Origin of the sequence: Curtobacterium sp. MMLR14_002 (assembly GCF_001864975.1) — a bacterium.
GTDB classification, from domain to species: domain Bacteria; phylum Actinomycetota; class Actinomycetes; order Actinomycetales; family Microbacteriaceae; genus Curtobacterium; species Curtobacterium flaccumfaciens.
On record NZ_MJGT01000050.1, the window covers coordinates 112,705 to 125,098 of the forward strand.

General features: G+C 71.1%; 13 protein-coding genes. 9 read left to right on the plus strand and 4 right to left on the minus strand.

What is annotated here, in order from left to right; genetic code table 11:
* Positions 1-22: 22 nt before the first annotated feature.
* From BIU91_RS19520 to BIU91_RS19445, 4 genes are all read left to right on the plus strand, one after another.
* Positions 23-421 (plus strand): SMP-30/gluconolactonase/LRE family protein, encoded by a 399-nt coding sequence (locus BIU91_RS19520; RefSeq protein WP_366556896.1) that lies wholly within the window; start codon positions 23-25, stop codon positions 419-421.
* On the plus strand, positions 357-890 hold the full coding sequence (locus tag BIU91_RS19525) for an SMP-30/gluconolactonase/LRE family protein (RefSeq protein ID WP_366556897.1): 534 nt from the start codon (positions 357-359) through the stop codon (positions 888-890). The genes BIU91_RS19520 and BIU91_RS19525 overlap by 65 nt, the downstream gene beginning before the upstream one ends.
* A 7-nt stretch (positions 891-897) precedes the next feature.
* Positions 898-2,049, plus strand: coding sequence for a 23S rRNA (uracil(747)-C(5))-methyltransferase RlmC (gene rlmC / locus BIU91_RS07125; protein ID WP_071404823.1), 1,152 nt, complete (start codon positions 898-900; stop codon positions 2,047-2,049).
* A gap of 302 nt (positions 2,050-2,351) precedes the next feature.
* Positions 2,352-3,056 (plus strand): transglycosylase family protein, encoded by a 705-nt coding sequence (locus BIU91_RS19445; protein WP_071404824.1) that lies wholly within the window; start codon positions 2,352-2,354, stop codon positions 3,054-3,056.
* A gap of 74 nt (positions 3,057-3,130) precedes the next feature.
* Here the strand turns inward: BIU91_RS19445 and BIU91_RS07135 are convergent, their stop codons facing one another.
* Both BIU91_RS07135 and BIU91_RS07140 read right to left on the minus strand, forming a co-directional pair.
* Entirely contained in the window at positions 3,131-4,174 is a 1,044-nt protein-coding gene (locus BIU91_RS07135) for an LCP family protein (protein WP_071404825.1), read from the minus strand.
* 75 nt (positions 4,175-4,249) lie between these two features.
* Positions 4,250-4,657: a MarR family transcriptional regulator gene (locus BIU91_RS07140; RefSeq protein ID WP_071404826.1), complete on the minus strand. Its 408-nt coding sequence runs from the start codon at positions 4,655-4,657 to the stop codon at positions 4,250-4,252.
* Between the two features lie 77 nt (positions 4,658-4,734).
* On the opposite strand from BIU91_RS07140, the gene BIU91_RS07145 reads away from it, so the two are divergent.
* The 4 genes from BIU91_RS07145 to BIU91_RS07160 all read left to right on the plus strand — a co-directional run bounded on the left by BIU91_RS07145 (position 4,735) and on the right by BIU91_RS07160 (position 9,991).
* Positions 4,735-6,849 carry an efflux RND transporter permease subunit gene (locus BIU91_RS07145; RefSeq protein ID WP_071404827.1) on the plus strand — a complete coding sequence of 705 codons (2,115 nt, stop codon included), beginning with the start codon at positions 4,735-4,737 and terminating at the stop codon, positions 6,847-6,849.
* Positions 6,850-6,861: 12 nt separating this feature from the next.
* Positions 6,862-7,512 carry a GntR family transcriptional regulator gene (locus tag BIU91_RS07150; RefSeq protein ID WP_051597115.1) on the plus strand — a complete coding sequence of 217 codons (651 nt, stop codon included), beginning with the start codon at positions 6,862-6,864 and terminating at the stop codon, positions 7,510-7,512.
* A gap of 155 nt (positions 7,513-7,667) precedes the next feature.
* Positions 7,668-9,170 (plus strand): LCP family protein, encoded by a 1,503-nt coding sequence (locus BIU91_RS07155; RefSeq protein WP_071404828.1) that lies wholly within the window; start codon positions 7,668-7,670, stop codon positions 9,168-9,170.
* Between the two features lie 38 nt (positions 9,171-9,208).
* Positions 9,209-9,991 carry an endonuclease/exonuclease/phosphatase family protein gene (locus tag BIU91_RS07160; RefSeq protein ID WP_071404829.1) on the plus strand — a complete coding sequence of 261 codons (783 nt, stop codon included), beginning with the start codon at positions 9,209-9,211 and terminating at the stop codon, positions 9,989-9,991.
* 6 nt (positions 9,992-9,997) lie between these two features.
* On the opposite strand, the gene BIU91_RS07165 is transcribed toward BIU91_RS07160, so the two are convergent.
* Positions 9,998-10,738, minus strand: coding sequence for a hypothetical protein (locus BIU91_RS07165; protein WP_071404830.1), 741 nt, complete (start codon positions 10,736-10,738; stop codon positions 9,998-10,000).
* A 198-nt stretch (positions 10,739-10,936) separates the two neighbouring features.
* Here BIU91_RS07165 and BIU91_RS07170 point away from each other — a divergent pair, with 198 nt between their 5' ends.
* Complete coding sequence (locus BIU91_RS07170; protein WP_071404831.1) at positions 10,937-11,863, plus strand: SDR family oxidoreductase; 927 nt, start codon at positions 10,937-10,939, stop codon at positions 11,861-11,863.
* Positions 11,864-11,961: 98 nt separating this feature from the next.
* On the opposite strand, the gene BIU91_RS07175 is transcribed toward BIU91_RS07170, so the two are convergent.
* Positions 11,962-12,279: a hypothetical protein gene (locus BIU91_RS07175; RefSeq protein ID WP_027467174.1), complete on the minus strand. Its 318-nt coding sequence runs from the start codon at positions 12,277-12,279 to the stop codon at positions 11,962-11,964.
* Positions 12,280-12,394 lie beyond the last annotated feature (115 nt).

Sequence of the window (12,394 nt, forward strand, 5' to 3'; positions counted from 1 at the left end):
CACCCCGTTCGAAGGAGAACCCGTGCTGCTCGACGACCTCGTACCGGACCCCGACGCGCTCGAGCGCATCGCCACCGGCAGCACCTGGGCCGAGGGGCCCTGCTGGATCCCGTCGACGCGCACGCTGCGGTGGTCCGACATCCCGGGCGACCGGATCCTGCAGTGGCACGCGGACTCGGGGGAGACCTCGGTGTACGCGGATGCTGTCGAGTTCACCAACGGCCGCACGCTCGACCGGGATGGCAGCGTCGTGCAGTGCTCGCACGGGCTGCGTCGGGTCGAGCGGGACCGCGACGGCGTTGTCACGCTGATCGTCGACGTGGGACGGCGGTCGGTTCAACTCCCCGAACGACGTGGTGGTCGCGCGGGACGGCGGCGTCTGGTTCACCGACCCCGCCTACGGCATCACCCAGCCGCGTGAGGGACACCCGGGCGTGCGTGAGTACGGCGACCACTGGGTGTTCCGGTGCGGGCCGGCGGGCGAGGACCTGCGACCAGTGGCGACCGACCTGGACGAGCCGAACGGCCTGGCCTTCGACCCGGACGAGCGGGTGCTGTACATCGCGAGTTCGTCGGGCGACGAGCCGGTCATCCGCGCCTACGACCGACGTGGCGACCTGCTGAAGAACGGTCGGGTGTTCGCGCGGCTCGAGCCCGGAGAGGGTGCGCCGGACGGCATCCGGGTCGACGTGCACGGCAACGTCTGGTCGTCCTCGCACCGCGGCGTCGTCGTGTTCGACCCGACGGGTGCCCGGATCGGTGCGGTCGCCGTGCCGGAGGTCACGTCGAACCTGTGCTTCGGCGGCGACGACGGCACGACGCTCTTCCTGACCGCGACGACGTCGGTGTACCGGATCGCCACGACGACGCGGGACGCTGCCGTATCCTGACTCGGCCATGCAGTGCGACTACTTCGACCGCGGGGTGTGCCGGTCGTGCACGCTCATGGGCCAGCCCTACGCCGACCAGGTCCTCGACAAGGAACTCCGCACGCGCGAGCTCCTGCACGACGCGGTCGAGGCTGCCGGAGGCCCCGGAGCGGTCTCCTGGTCGCCCGCGATCACGAGCCCGGAGTCGGGGTACCGGAACAAGGCGAAGATGGTCGTGGGCGGGACCGTCCAGCACCCCACCGTCGGCATCCTCGACCACCGGCAGCGCGGGGTCGACCTGCGGCACTGCGGGATCTGCACGCCCGGCATCCGGCACGCGTTGCCCGTGCTGGCCGAGTTCGTCTCGACCGCCGGGCTGATCCCGTACGACGTCGCGGCGCGCCGGGGTGAGCTCAAGTACGTCCTGGTCACCGAGTCGCCCGACGGCGAGTTGATGATCCGGTTCGTGCTGCGTTCCGAGGGGCAGCTCCCGCGGCTCCGCCAGCACCTCGACGCCCTGCGTGCCGCACTGCCGAACGCGGTCGTGGTGACCGCCAACCTGCTGCCCGAGCACAAGGCCGTCACCGAGGGCGACCGCGAGATCGTGCTGACCGCGCAGGAGACCCTGCCGATGCGGCTCGGCGGGATCACGATGCACCTGCGGCCGCAGAGCTTCTTCCAGACGAACACCGGCGTCGCGACCGAGCTGTACGCGCAGGCGACGGCCTGGATCGACGAGCTCGACCCCGCGTCGATGTGGGACCTGTACTGCGGCGTCGGCGGGTTCGCGCTGCATGCTGCCCGTCCAGGCCGCGTGGTGACCGGTATCGAGACGAGCGCCGAGGCGATCCGCTCCGCGAAGCAGTCCGCTCGTGAGGCCTGCCTCGAAGGCCTCCGGTTCGCTGCCGACGACGCGACCGAGCACGCCCTCCGGGCTCGTCCGGACGCGGTGCCCGAGCTCGTCGTCGTGAACCCTCCGCGTCGCGGGATCGGGGAGCGGTTGTCGACCTGGCTCGAGGAGTCGGACGTCCAGCACGTCGTCTACTCGAGCTGCAACCCGGTGACGCTGGCGAAGGACCTGGCACGCATGCCGTCGTTCCGGCTGCGTCGGGCCAGGGTGCTCGACATGTTCCCGCAGACCGGTCACCTCGAGGCCGTGACCCTGCTCACGCGCGCCTGATCCCGACCGCCGATCGGCATTGCCAGGGAATTGCCAAGGACACGTACCCGGGTACGCCTCGATCACCATGGCCATGGGCATCGAGCCGTTCAGGTTCTGGGGCGGGGTACATAGCATGCACGGGTAGAACCGTTTGTCTCGGTTTGATAACGGTCAAGAGTTTCCTATGGTTGCCGACCGAGGTGCCGCCGGCCCGATGACCACTGCCCCCGGTGGCGCACCCCCACAACTGACCGCGATCGGTCGGGGTGGGCAGTGGATCCCGCAACAGTTGCGGCTCGTGACCCCGGTGGAGCAATCACATGAAGAAGCTTTCCCGTACCCGCACCATCGTCGGCGGCCTGGCGTTCGCCGGCATCGCCGCGACCGGTGTCGGCCTCGCGGCAGCCCCCGCGAACGCAGCGTCCGGTTCGACCTGGGACCAGCTCGCGCAGTGCGAGTCCGGCGGCAACTGGGCCATCAACACCGGCAACGGCTACTACGGCGGCCTGCAGTTCAACCTCGGTACCTGGCAGGCGAACGGTGGCGCGGGCAACCCCGCCTCCGCCAGCCGCGAAGCCCAGATCGCCGTCGCCGAGCGTGTCCTCGCCTCGCAGGGCTGGGGTGCATGGCCCGCCTGCTCCGCCCAGCTCGGGCTGAGCGGCACCAGCGGCGCAGCCCCGGCCGCGGCCGCTCCGGCCCCCGCACCGGCTCCGGCGCCCGCACAGCAGGCCGCCCCGCAGCCCGCTGCTCCGGCACCGGCTCCCGCCGAGCAGGCCGCCCCGCAGCCGGCCGCGCCGAGCACGACCGAGTCGACGCCCGCCCCGGCAGCGACGACGCCGAGCAAGCCGGCCCCGGTCAAGACGAGCGGCAAGACCTACACGATCGCCTCGGGTGACACGCTCGACACGATCTCGACGAAGCTCGGGATCGACGGCGGCTGGAAGCAGCTCTGGGCCGCGAACACGTCGACCATCGACGACGCGAACCTGATCTACGCCGGCCAGGAGCTCCAGCTCCCCGCCTGATCTCTCCGCAGACCGAACACGACGACGCCCCACGACTTCGAGTCGTGGGGCGTCGTCGTGCGTGCGGTGCCGGGCTACTGCGGGTTGTCGGCGAGCCAACCGGCGACGTCGTCGGACCGGAGCGCCTGGGACAGCGAGGTGACCTCGAGTCCGTTCAACGTGACGATCGACTGCCCGTCCGGTGACGTCCCGGAGCCCGCCGTCGGGACGGTGAAGGTCACCAGGTCGTCGGCCCGTGCGGCCCGGAGCGACCAACCCAGCTCGACGAGCCGTGAGAACGACAGCCCCGCGTCGACCGCTAGGTGATCGCTCGTCGCGGAGACGAAGTCCTGGATGCGCGCGGGGTTGGTGACGGTGCCGCGGGACAGCAGCCCGTCCACGACACCGCGCATGAACGCCTGCTGGTTGCGGACCCGCGTGTGGTCGGCGTCGGCGAAGGCGTAGCGCTCCCGGACGAAGGCGAGCGCGGCGGCGCCGTCGAGCCGGTTCGCCCCCGCCGTGAAGTCGTGGCCCCGTGCCGAGAACGCCCGGGGGGAGTCGACCGTGACCCCGCCCAGGGCGTCGGTCATGTCCGCGAACCCCGCGAAGTCGATCTCGGCGACGTGGTCGACCCGGACGTCCAGGAGCTGCTCGACGGTCTGCGTGGTGAGGGCCACCCCACCCCAAGAGTAGGCGGCGTTGATCTTCGCGCGACCGTGTCCGGGCACCTCGACCCACGAGTCCCGCATGATCGACATGAGGTAGACGTGCTGCCGGTCGGCGGGCACGTGCACGAGCATCAGGGTGTCCGAGCGCCCGCCGAGCTCGGGCCGCGCACCTTCCGGTCCCCCCTGCGCGCGGGCGTCGGACCCGATGAGCAGGATGTTCTCACCGCCGGAGGCACTCGGCCGCGCACCGTTCGGGAACGGGTCGGCGATGGTGTCGCGCCCGGCGTCGAAGCTCCGGGCGAGCCCGCCGACGAACACACTCGCCACGACGGCGACGACCAGGGCGACACCGACGAGCGAGCCGAGCGTCGCGATGAGGGCGACCAGGAACGGTCGCCGTCGCCGGGTGCTGCGACGGGGTGCGCGGCGGGTGTGGGTTGCGGCCGCCCGGGCGGCTCGGCGTTCGGACATGCGGGGCTCCTGTGGTCAGGTCGGCACGGACCGACCACAGGATCTTATCGCATGTGGTATTTCATGAACAGTGTTTCACTCGGACTGCGGCTTGGCGAGCAGTTCGCCCAGCGCCGTCCGGAGTGCGGGGTCCTCCGGCAGGACCTCGCGCTCGATGTGCCGCGCGGTCTCCCAGGCGGACCGGCCGGCGGACGTCACGCTCACCACGCGGCGCCGACGATCGGCGGGGTGCGGGGTGCGCTCGACCAGGCCGTCCCGCTCCATCCGCTCGAGCGTGCGGGACATCGTCTGCGGCTGGACCCGAGCGGTGCGGGCGATGGTGTCCGCTCCGGTCGGACCGGTCCGGATGAGGATGTCGATCGCGACGACCGCGGCGTGCGAGAGCCCGATGGCGCGGAGTCGTTCGTCCCAGTCCCGTTCGACGGACCGTGCAGCCGCGGACAGCAGGCGCCCGAGGGGCCACTGCTCGCTCGTGTCCTGCATGCCGTGATTCTATGGTCGTCAGGAGCGCTCGACGGTCAAGTAATCAGCATGCTGATGATCGGTGTACGCTCACCGACGTGTCCCGCTTCCTCCGCATCGTCCTCCCCGCGCTCGTCATCGTGGTCTGGCTCGGCATCGCCTCGGTCGGCGGTCCCTTCTTCGGCAAGATCTCCGAGGTCTCCACCAACGACCAGACCTCGTTCCTGCCCGCCTCGGCCGACGCCACGAAGGTGCAGGAGCGGTCCTCCGAGTTCCGCGACGAGTCCGGAGCGCCCGCGATCATCGTCCTCGAGCGCGACGGCGGCCTGACGTCGACCGACCTCGCCGACGCGAAGGCACTCGCCACGACGCTGTCGGACCGCGCCGACGTCGATGCCGTCAGCCCGGTGATCCCGAGCGAGGACGGTGACGCGGTCGAGATCGTCGCCACGCTCACGCAGGACGCCGAGACCGGGGATGCGGTCGAAGCCATCCGGGCCGACGTCGACGACGCACTGCCGTCCGGTGTCAGCGGCTACGTCACCGGCCCGGCCGGGTTCACCGCGGACCTGACCGAGGCCTTCGCCGGCATCGACGGGCTGCTGCTCGGGGTGGCGCTCGCCGCGGTGTTCGTGATCCTGATCATCGTCTACCGATCACCCCTGCTGCCCGTCCTCGTGCTCGGGACCGCCACGTTCGCCCTGTGCGCCTCGATCCTCGTGGTCTGGTGGCTCGCCAAGGCCGACGTCGTGACGGTCAACGGGCAGGTGCAGGGCATCCTGTCGATCCTGGTGATCGGCGCGGCGACGGACTACGCGCTCCTGTACACCTCGCGCTTCCGGGAGGCGCTGCGCGACCACCGCACCGGCTGGGACGCGACGAAGGCCGCCCTGCGGGGGAGCCTCGAGCCGATCCTGGCCTCGGGCGGCACCGTGATCGTCGGGGTGCTCTGCCTGCTGCTCTCCGACCTCAACTCGAACAAGGCGCTCGGCCCCGTCGCGGCCATCGGCATCGCGTTCAGCCTGCTCGCCGCCCTGACGCTGCTGCCCGCGCTGCTGCTCGCGTTCCGCCGCGCGGCGTTCTGGCCGCTGCGTCCCGCGTTCGGCAGCGCCCACCCCGTGCTCACCGGTCCGGACGCCCGCGGCATCTGGGCGCGCGTCGGCCGGCTCGTCGCCCGGCGGTCGCGGGTGGTGTGGATCGTCTGCACGGTCGGCCTGCTCGCGATGGGTGCCGGCCTGTTCGGACTCAAGGCGGACGGGGTGCCGCAGAGCGACCTGATCATCGGGTCGTCGCAGGCCCGTGACGGCCAGGACGTGCTGGCCGACCACTTCCCGGGCGGCTCGGGCAGCCCCGCGCAGGTCATCGGAGCGGAGCGCGACCTCGACCAGCTCGTCGACGCGATCACCGCGGTGGACGGGGTCGACGGTGTCGTCGCCGCAGCGAAGGACAATCCCGCCGGGACCGTCCCGGTGACCGGGGACGCCGCCGGCAGCGGCACGCCGACGGTCTCCCGCGGTGACGTCCTGCTCGAGGCGACGCTGTCCGACGCCGCCGACTCGGACGCCGCCGAGCAGACCGTCCGCGACCTCCGCACCGCCGTCGAACGGGTCGACCCGGGAGCGATCGTCGGTGGCGTCACCGCGACGGCGGTCGACACGAACGACACCGGCATCCGTGACCGCACGTTGATCATCCCCGTGGTGCTCGTCGTGATCCTGCTGATCCTGATGCTCCTGCTCCGCAGCATCGTCGCGCCGCTCGTGCTGATCGGCAGCGTGATCGTGTCCTTCGCGGCGGCCCTGGGTGTCGGAGCGCTCGTGTTCGACCACGTGTTCCACTTCCCGGGCGCGGACCCGAGCGTGCCGCTGTACTCGTTCGTGTTCCTGGTGGCACTCGGCGTCGACTACAACATCTTCCTCATGACACGAGTGCGTGAGGAGGCGCTGCGGCACGGTCCACGCGAGGGCGTCCTGCGCGGACTCGGCGTGACCGGCGGGGTGATCACGTCGGCGGGCGTCGTGCTCGCCGCCACGTTCGCCGCCCTCGGCGTGATCCCGATCCTGTTCCTCGTGCAGATCGCGTTCGTCGTCGCGTTCGGTGTCCTGCTCGACACGATCGTGGTCCGCTCGCTGCTCGTGCCGGCGCTGGCCTACGACCTCGGGCACCGGGCCTGGTGGCCGTCGCGCCTCTCGCGCACGAACCCTGACATGTGACACGCTGGACCCATGCCAGTTCCCTCGACGCAGCCCGCTGCCGAGCGCAAGCTCCTCCGTGACACGGTGCAGGACAAGATCCGCGACGCCATCATGGACGGCACGCTCGAGCCCGGGGAACGACTCAACGACGACGACCTGATCGCCTGGCTCGGGGTCTCCCGCACCCCGATCCGTGAGGCCCTCGCCGAGCTCGCCCGGGCCGGGCTGATCGAGATGGCGCCGAACCGCTACACCCGCGTCGCGGCGCCGACGAAGGAGGAACTCCTCGACGCGTACCGCACCCTCGGCGTGATCTACGGCGGCGTCGTGCGGCTCGCGGTACCCCGGTTCACGGACGCGCAGCGCAAGAAGATCGTGAAGATGCTCGACGACGTGCACGCGCGGGTGAGCGCTGACGAGCAGGACCAGGTCGCGCGCGACGGAGCCGGCATCTACTCGATGTGGGCGGACGCGTGCGGCAACCCGTCGCTCGTGCAGCTCTGCAACTCGACCACGGACGGGCTCTCCTTCAAGCTCCGCGTACCGGAGCTCGCCGAGCTCCTGCCGGCCGACGTGATCCTGCCCGAGCTGACGAAGCTCAAGGACGCCGTCGTCGCGAAGGACCCCATCGCTGCCGAACTCGCCATGGAGGCGATCCACCTGCTCCCGTCGCGCGACTAGCGCGCCGAGCGCGCCGAGCGCGACCAGGAGACGGACTGGAGGCCCGTGGGGACGCCGCCACGGGCCTCCAGTCCGTCACGGGGTGACGGCGAGTACGGGGTGACCTTCCAGGCGCATCCCATGTCCGTTCCCCGCGTGGCGGTTATGGTTTCCCGGTGAGCAACGAACCCGAGCAGACGACCGAGCCCGCACACCGCGGTGCTGCGACGCCGCGCCACGGGCGCCAGAAGCGACGCGCCGGCGTCGTGTTCCCGGCCGTCGCGGGGGTGCTCACGATGGCCCTCCTGCTGGGCGTCGGGTACGCCGGGTACGCGTACAACCAGCTGTCCGACGGCGTCACGATCGTCAACGCGATCACCGGCAAGAAGGACACGAAGGACGACGTCGACGGCAAGGCGCAGAACATCCTGCTCGTCGGCGACGACCACCGGCCGGAGAACGCCACCCCCGAGCAGATGGCGGAACTCAGCACGACGTCGGACGGTGGTGCGACGAACACCGACACGATGATCGTGCTGCACATCAACGCCGACGGCAGCCAGGCGACGATGATCTCGTTCCCCCGTGACTCGTACGTCGACATCCCGGACGTCGGCAAGGGCAAGCTCAACAGCGCCTTCTACTACGGCACGCTCAACGGCGGTGGTGACACCGGCGGTGCGAAGATGCTCATCAAGACGATCGAGAACCTGAGCGGCCTGCAGATCGACCACTACGTCCGCGTCTCGCTGCTCGGCTTCTACCAGGTCGTCAAGGAACTCGGCCCGGTGCAGGTCTGCCTCAACCAGGCGACCAGCGACCCGTACTCCGGCGTCGACCTGCCGGCGGGCAAGTCCTCGCTCAATGCGAAGGAGGCGCTGTCCTTCGTGCGACAGCGCCACGGCCTGCCGAACGGCGACCTCGACCGTAACGTCCGCCAGCAGTACTTCCTGTCGCAGGAGGCCCGGAAGGTCACGTCGGCGGGGACGCTGCTCAACCCGGTGAAGATGGGGAACATCCTCAAGGCCGTCGGCGGATCGATCCAGACCGACACCGACCTCATCGACCTGGCGTCACAGATGCGCAACCTGCGGCCCGGCAACATCCAGTCCGCCACGATCCCGACGCTCGGCACGCCGACCATCTACGTGAACGGGTCCGCCCTGTCGATCGTCGAGGTCGACACCGTCGGCCTGCCCGCGTTCGTGCAGGGCCTGGTCGGCGAACCCGAGGCCTACACGAAAGCCGGCCGCGCACAGCCGGCGAACACCTCGGTCACGGTGCTGAACGGCAGCGGGGTCGAGGGTGCCGCGACGGCTGCGGGGCAGGTCCTGACCGCCCGCGGCTTCCAGGTCGCCCCGGCCGGTTCGTCCGCGACGACGAAGACCACCCAGGTGCAGTACCCCGCCGGTCAGGAGTCGCAGGCCAAGGCCATCGCGTCCGTGGTGCCCGGTGCCGTCGCCGTCCGCACCAGTGCGGTCACCGGTGTCACGCTCGTGCTCGGCACCGACGGCAAGACCGCGAAGCCGATCGCGACCGAGCCGAGCGCCGGGGCCTCGACGCCGTCGACCGGCGGTTCGAGCACCGGCTCGAAGCCGACGAAGAAGCCCGCGAAGGAGCCGACGGCCAAGTCGACCGACGTGCACAACTACGGCACCGAGGGCACCTGCATCAACTGATGGGAACCCGCCGGGCAACCGGTCGGTAGGTTCTCGGTGTGACCAGCGCCGCACGCCCGATCGTCCTGATGACCTACAACATCAAGAACCCGGACCCCGCGCACGACTGGCCGGCCCGCCTGCCGGTCGTGCTCGACCTGATCCGCCGGCACGACCCCGACCTGCTGTGCGTGCAGGAGGCCTTCGCGCACCAGATGGACGACCTGCGTGCCGGCCTGCCGGACCACGCCGACGTCGGACAGGGGCGCGAGGGCGGTGACGCCGGCGAACACGCGTCCGTCTTCTACCGCCGCGACCGGTTCCGGCCGTCCGACGAGGGGTCGTTCTGGCTGTCGGACACCCCGGACGAGCCCGTCTCGAACACCTGGGGCAGCCTGTACCCGCGGATCGCGAACCACGCCCGGTTCCTCGACGCCGAGGGGCCCGCGTTCACGCTGCTCACCACGCACCTGGACCACGAGCCCGGTGCGCACGGTGACGAGGTCCGCGGCCGGAGTGCCGCGCTCATCGCCGAACGACTGGCGGGCACCACCGGCCCGGTCGTGTTCGCGGGGGACTGCAACGAACCCGCGGGCAGCGGGACGGCCTCGCGGGTGTTCGCCGAGGCCGGGTTCGCCGACGCCTGGCTCGCCGCGGGGGACCCCGCCGACCGCACCGCCACGTTCAACGACTGGCAACCGCCGGTCGACTCGGGCGAGCGGATCGACTGGGTGCTGACCCGCGACGTCAGCGCCGTGGACCGCGTCGTGATCGACCACGACGGTCCCGAGACCTGGTTCGCCAGCGACCACTTCCCGGTGGTCGCGACACTGCGGGTCTGAGTCGCTTCAGCAGCTGCGCTGCGCGTGGACGGGCATCGGTGAACCGAGCACCGTGACGGTCGTCTCGTTCGTCAGGGCGGAGACCCCGTTCGTGCCGGCGTCGCCGGAGTGCTCGCTCGACTCGTCGTCGTCGTCGTGCCGGTCCGCCCAGCCCTCGCGGAGCAGGAGCTGCCAGGCGCGCGAGTCGTCCGAGCCGTAGGACACCCGCTCCGAACCGGGAGCGTCGGCGATCTCGTCCGCGATGTCGTCGCCCACCTGGACACCGCCGGGGCCGGTCAGCTCGATCTGCCGGCCGAGCACGCTGCGGACCGAGTCGCGCAGCACCCGGATCTCGACGGCGTTGCCGGCCGCCGCGTCGGTCGTCAGGGCTGCGACGCGGATGGCGCCGCCCCAGGTGTAGGTGGTGCCCGCGGGGAAGCACGCCCCGCCGTCACCCTCGGCCGTCTGCGTGCGGGACGGTGTGCCGAGCAGACGGTTCAGGACGCTCACGGTCAGACCGGAGTCGCGCATCGAGGACTCGACCACGGTGTCGTCGCCGTCCCGGAGCACCAGGGCCTCGGCGTCGAGCTCGATCGAGTCGACCCGTCGGAGTTCCGCCTTCGTCACGTGCACCGGAGCGGCGTCGTGCGAGGTCTCGGCGGCCACGGCCACGTCTGCCCCGAGCCCGGCGGTGCCGTCGAACGCGAGCGCACCGGCCGAGAAGGCCAGCACGGCGGCGCCGAGCGCCAGCAGGGTTCGAGGAGTCACCGTTCGACGGTAGGGCCTCGATCGGAACAGAACGACAGGTGTTACCGAATCGGAGCCTGCCCGTCACCGGACCGTGACAAACGAGGATCACGCACCTGCGGCCCTGGAGCGGCGCGGTCGACGGCCGCAGGCCGCTCCGCGCAACGGGGGACAGCCTCCTGGACGGCCCGCAGCGACCCCCTGCGTACCGTCGGCGGCATGACGGACCAGCAGAACGACCAGACCGGGCCTGACCAGTACGTGATGCAGGACCCCACGAAGATGTACGCCGACAAGAAGCCCGACGAGCAGTACCTCGAGGGTGCCGGCACCGACGCAGAGATGGCGCAGAACGTCCCCGCCGACCACGGTGAGGACACCTACCGCGGCTCGGGTCGTCTGACCGGCCGCAAGGCGCTCGTCACCGGCGGCGACTCCGGCATCGGCGCCGCGGTGGCCATCGCTTACGCCCGCGAGGGTGCGGACGTCGCGATCTCGTACCTGCCCGAGGAGCAGGAGGACGCCGACCGCATCGTCGGGCTCATCGAGGCCGCCGGACGCAAGGCCGTCGCACTGCCGGGCGACATCACCTCGCTCGAGGTCTGCGAGCAGCTCGTCGCCGACGCGGTCGAGCAGCTCGGTGGCCTCGACATCCTGGTGAACAACGCCGGGAAGCAGCAGAACATCGACGACATCACCAAGATCTCCGACGAGGAGTTCGACGAGACCTTCAAGACGAACGCCTACGCGACGTTCCGGATCACGAAGGCCGCCGTGCCGCACCTGCAGCCCGGCTCCACGATCATCAACACGACGTCGATCCAGGCGTACGCCCCGTCGCCGCACCTGGTGCACTACGCGGCCACGAAGGCGACCGTGAACAACATGGCGAAGGGCCTGGCCGCGCAGCTCGCGCCGAAGGGGATCCGCGTCAACGCGGTCGCTCCTGGCCCGATCTGGACGCCGCTGCAGCCGGCCGGCGGTCAGCCGCCGGAGGCGCTGCCGAGCGCGGGCGAGCAGACCTACCTGGGCCGCTGGGGCCAGCCGGCCGAGCTCGCGCCGGCCTACGTGTTCCTGGCGAGCGGTGAGTCGTCGTACGTCGTGGGCGAGACGCTGCACGTCGACGGTGGGATGCCGACGCCGTAGGGCGCCTGCTCCTGACGGGGCTCTGACGGGAGGCGCGGTGCCGGTGGGCACCGCGCCTCCCGTCGTCCGTGTGGTCGGGTCCAGGGCGCCTGGTCGCGTCAGCAGCTGACGGAGCGCGCCATCCGCTCGAGGAGCTCGCGCGCCGACATCGCGGCGGCCAGCTCGACCTCGACGGGGTTGATGCCGATCGCCTGCTCGAACGCGCGACGGCGGGCCTGGTCGGCGATCGGCACCTCGGGGCGCTGGGGCAGCACGGCGATGGCTCGAGCCGCCGCCTCGAACGCACCGGCAGGGCGTCCGAGCTGTTCCCACATGGCCCGGACGTCGTGCGCCACCTGGTCGGGGTCGCCGCCGAACTCGAAGCCGGTCGAGGCCATGGTCGCGAGTCCCTGGGCAGTGGGGTCGTTCGGGGTCATGCCCGCATGGTCGCACGGACGGCCGCGAACCGGCTCGACGTCGGGGTCTGTCCCCCCTTGTGCCGACACCCGTACCGGGGATTCTGGTGTCCCCCGTTCTGCGTTTGGATGGAGG

Coding starts and splice junctions, on each gene's coding strand:
- rlmC (WP_071404823.1), top strand. CDS start 898: ATGCAGTGCGACTACTTCGACCGCGGGGTGTGCCGGTCGTGCACGCTC.
- BIU91_RS19445 (WP_071404824.1), top strand. CDS start 2,352: ATGAAGAAGCTTTCCCGTACCCGCACCATCGTCGGCGGCCTGGCGTTC.
- BIU91_RS07135 (WP_071404825.1), bottom strand. CDS start 4,174: ATGTCCGAACGCCGAGCCGCCCGGGCGGCCGCAACCCACACCCGCCGC.
- BIU91_RS07140 (WP_071404826.1), bottom strand. CDS start 4,657: ATGCAGGACACGAGCGAGCAGTGGCCCCTCGGGCGCCTGCTGTCCGCG.
- BIU91_RS07150 (WP_051597115.1), top strand. CDS start 6,862: ATGCCAGTTCCCTCGACGCAGCCCGCTGCCGAGCGCAAGCTCCTCCGT.
- BIU91_RS07170 (WP_071404831.1), top strand. CDS start 10,937: ATGACGGACCAGCAGAACGACCAGACCGGGCCTGACCAGTACGTGATG.
- BIU91_RS07175 (WP_027467174.1), bottom strand. CDS start 12,279: ATGACCCCGAACGACCCCACTGCCCAGGGACTCGCGACCATGGCCTCG.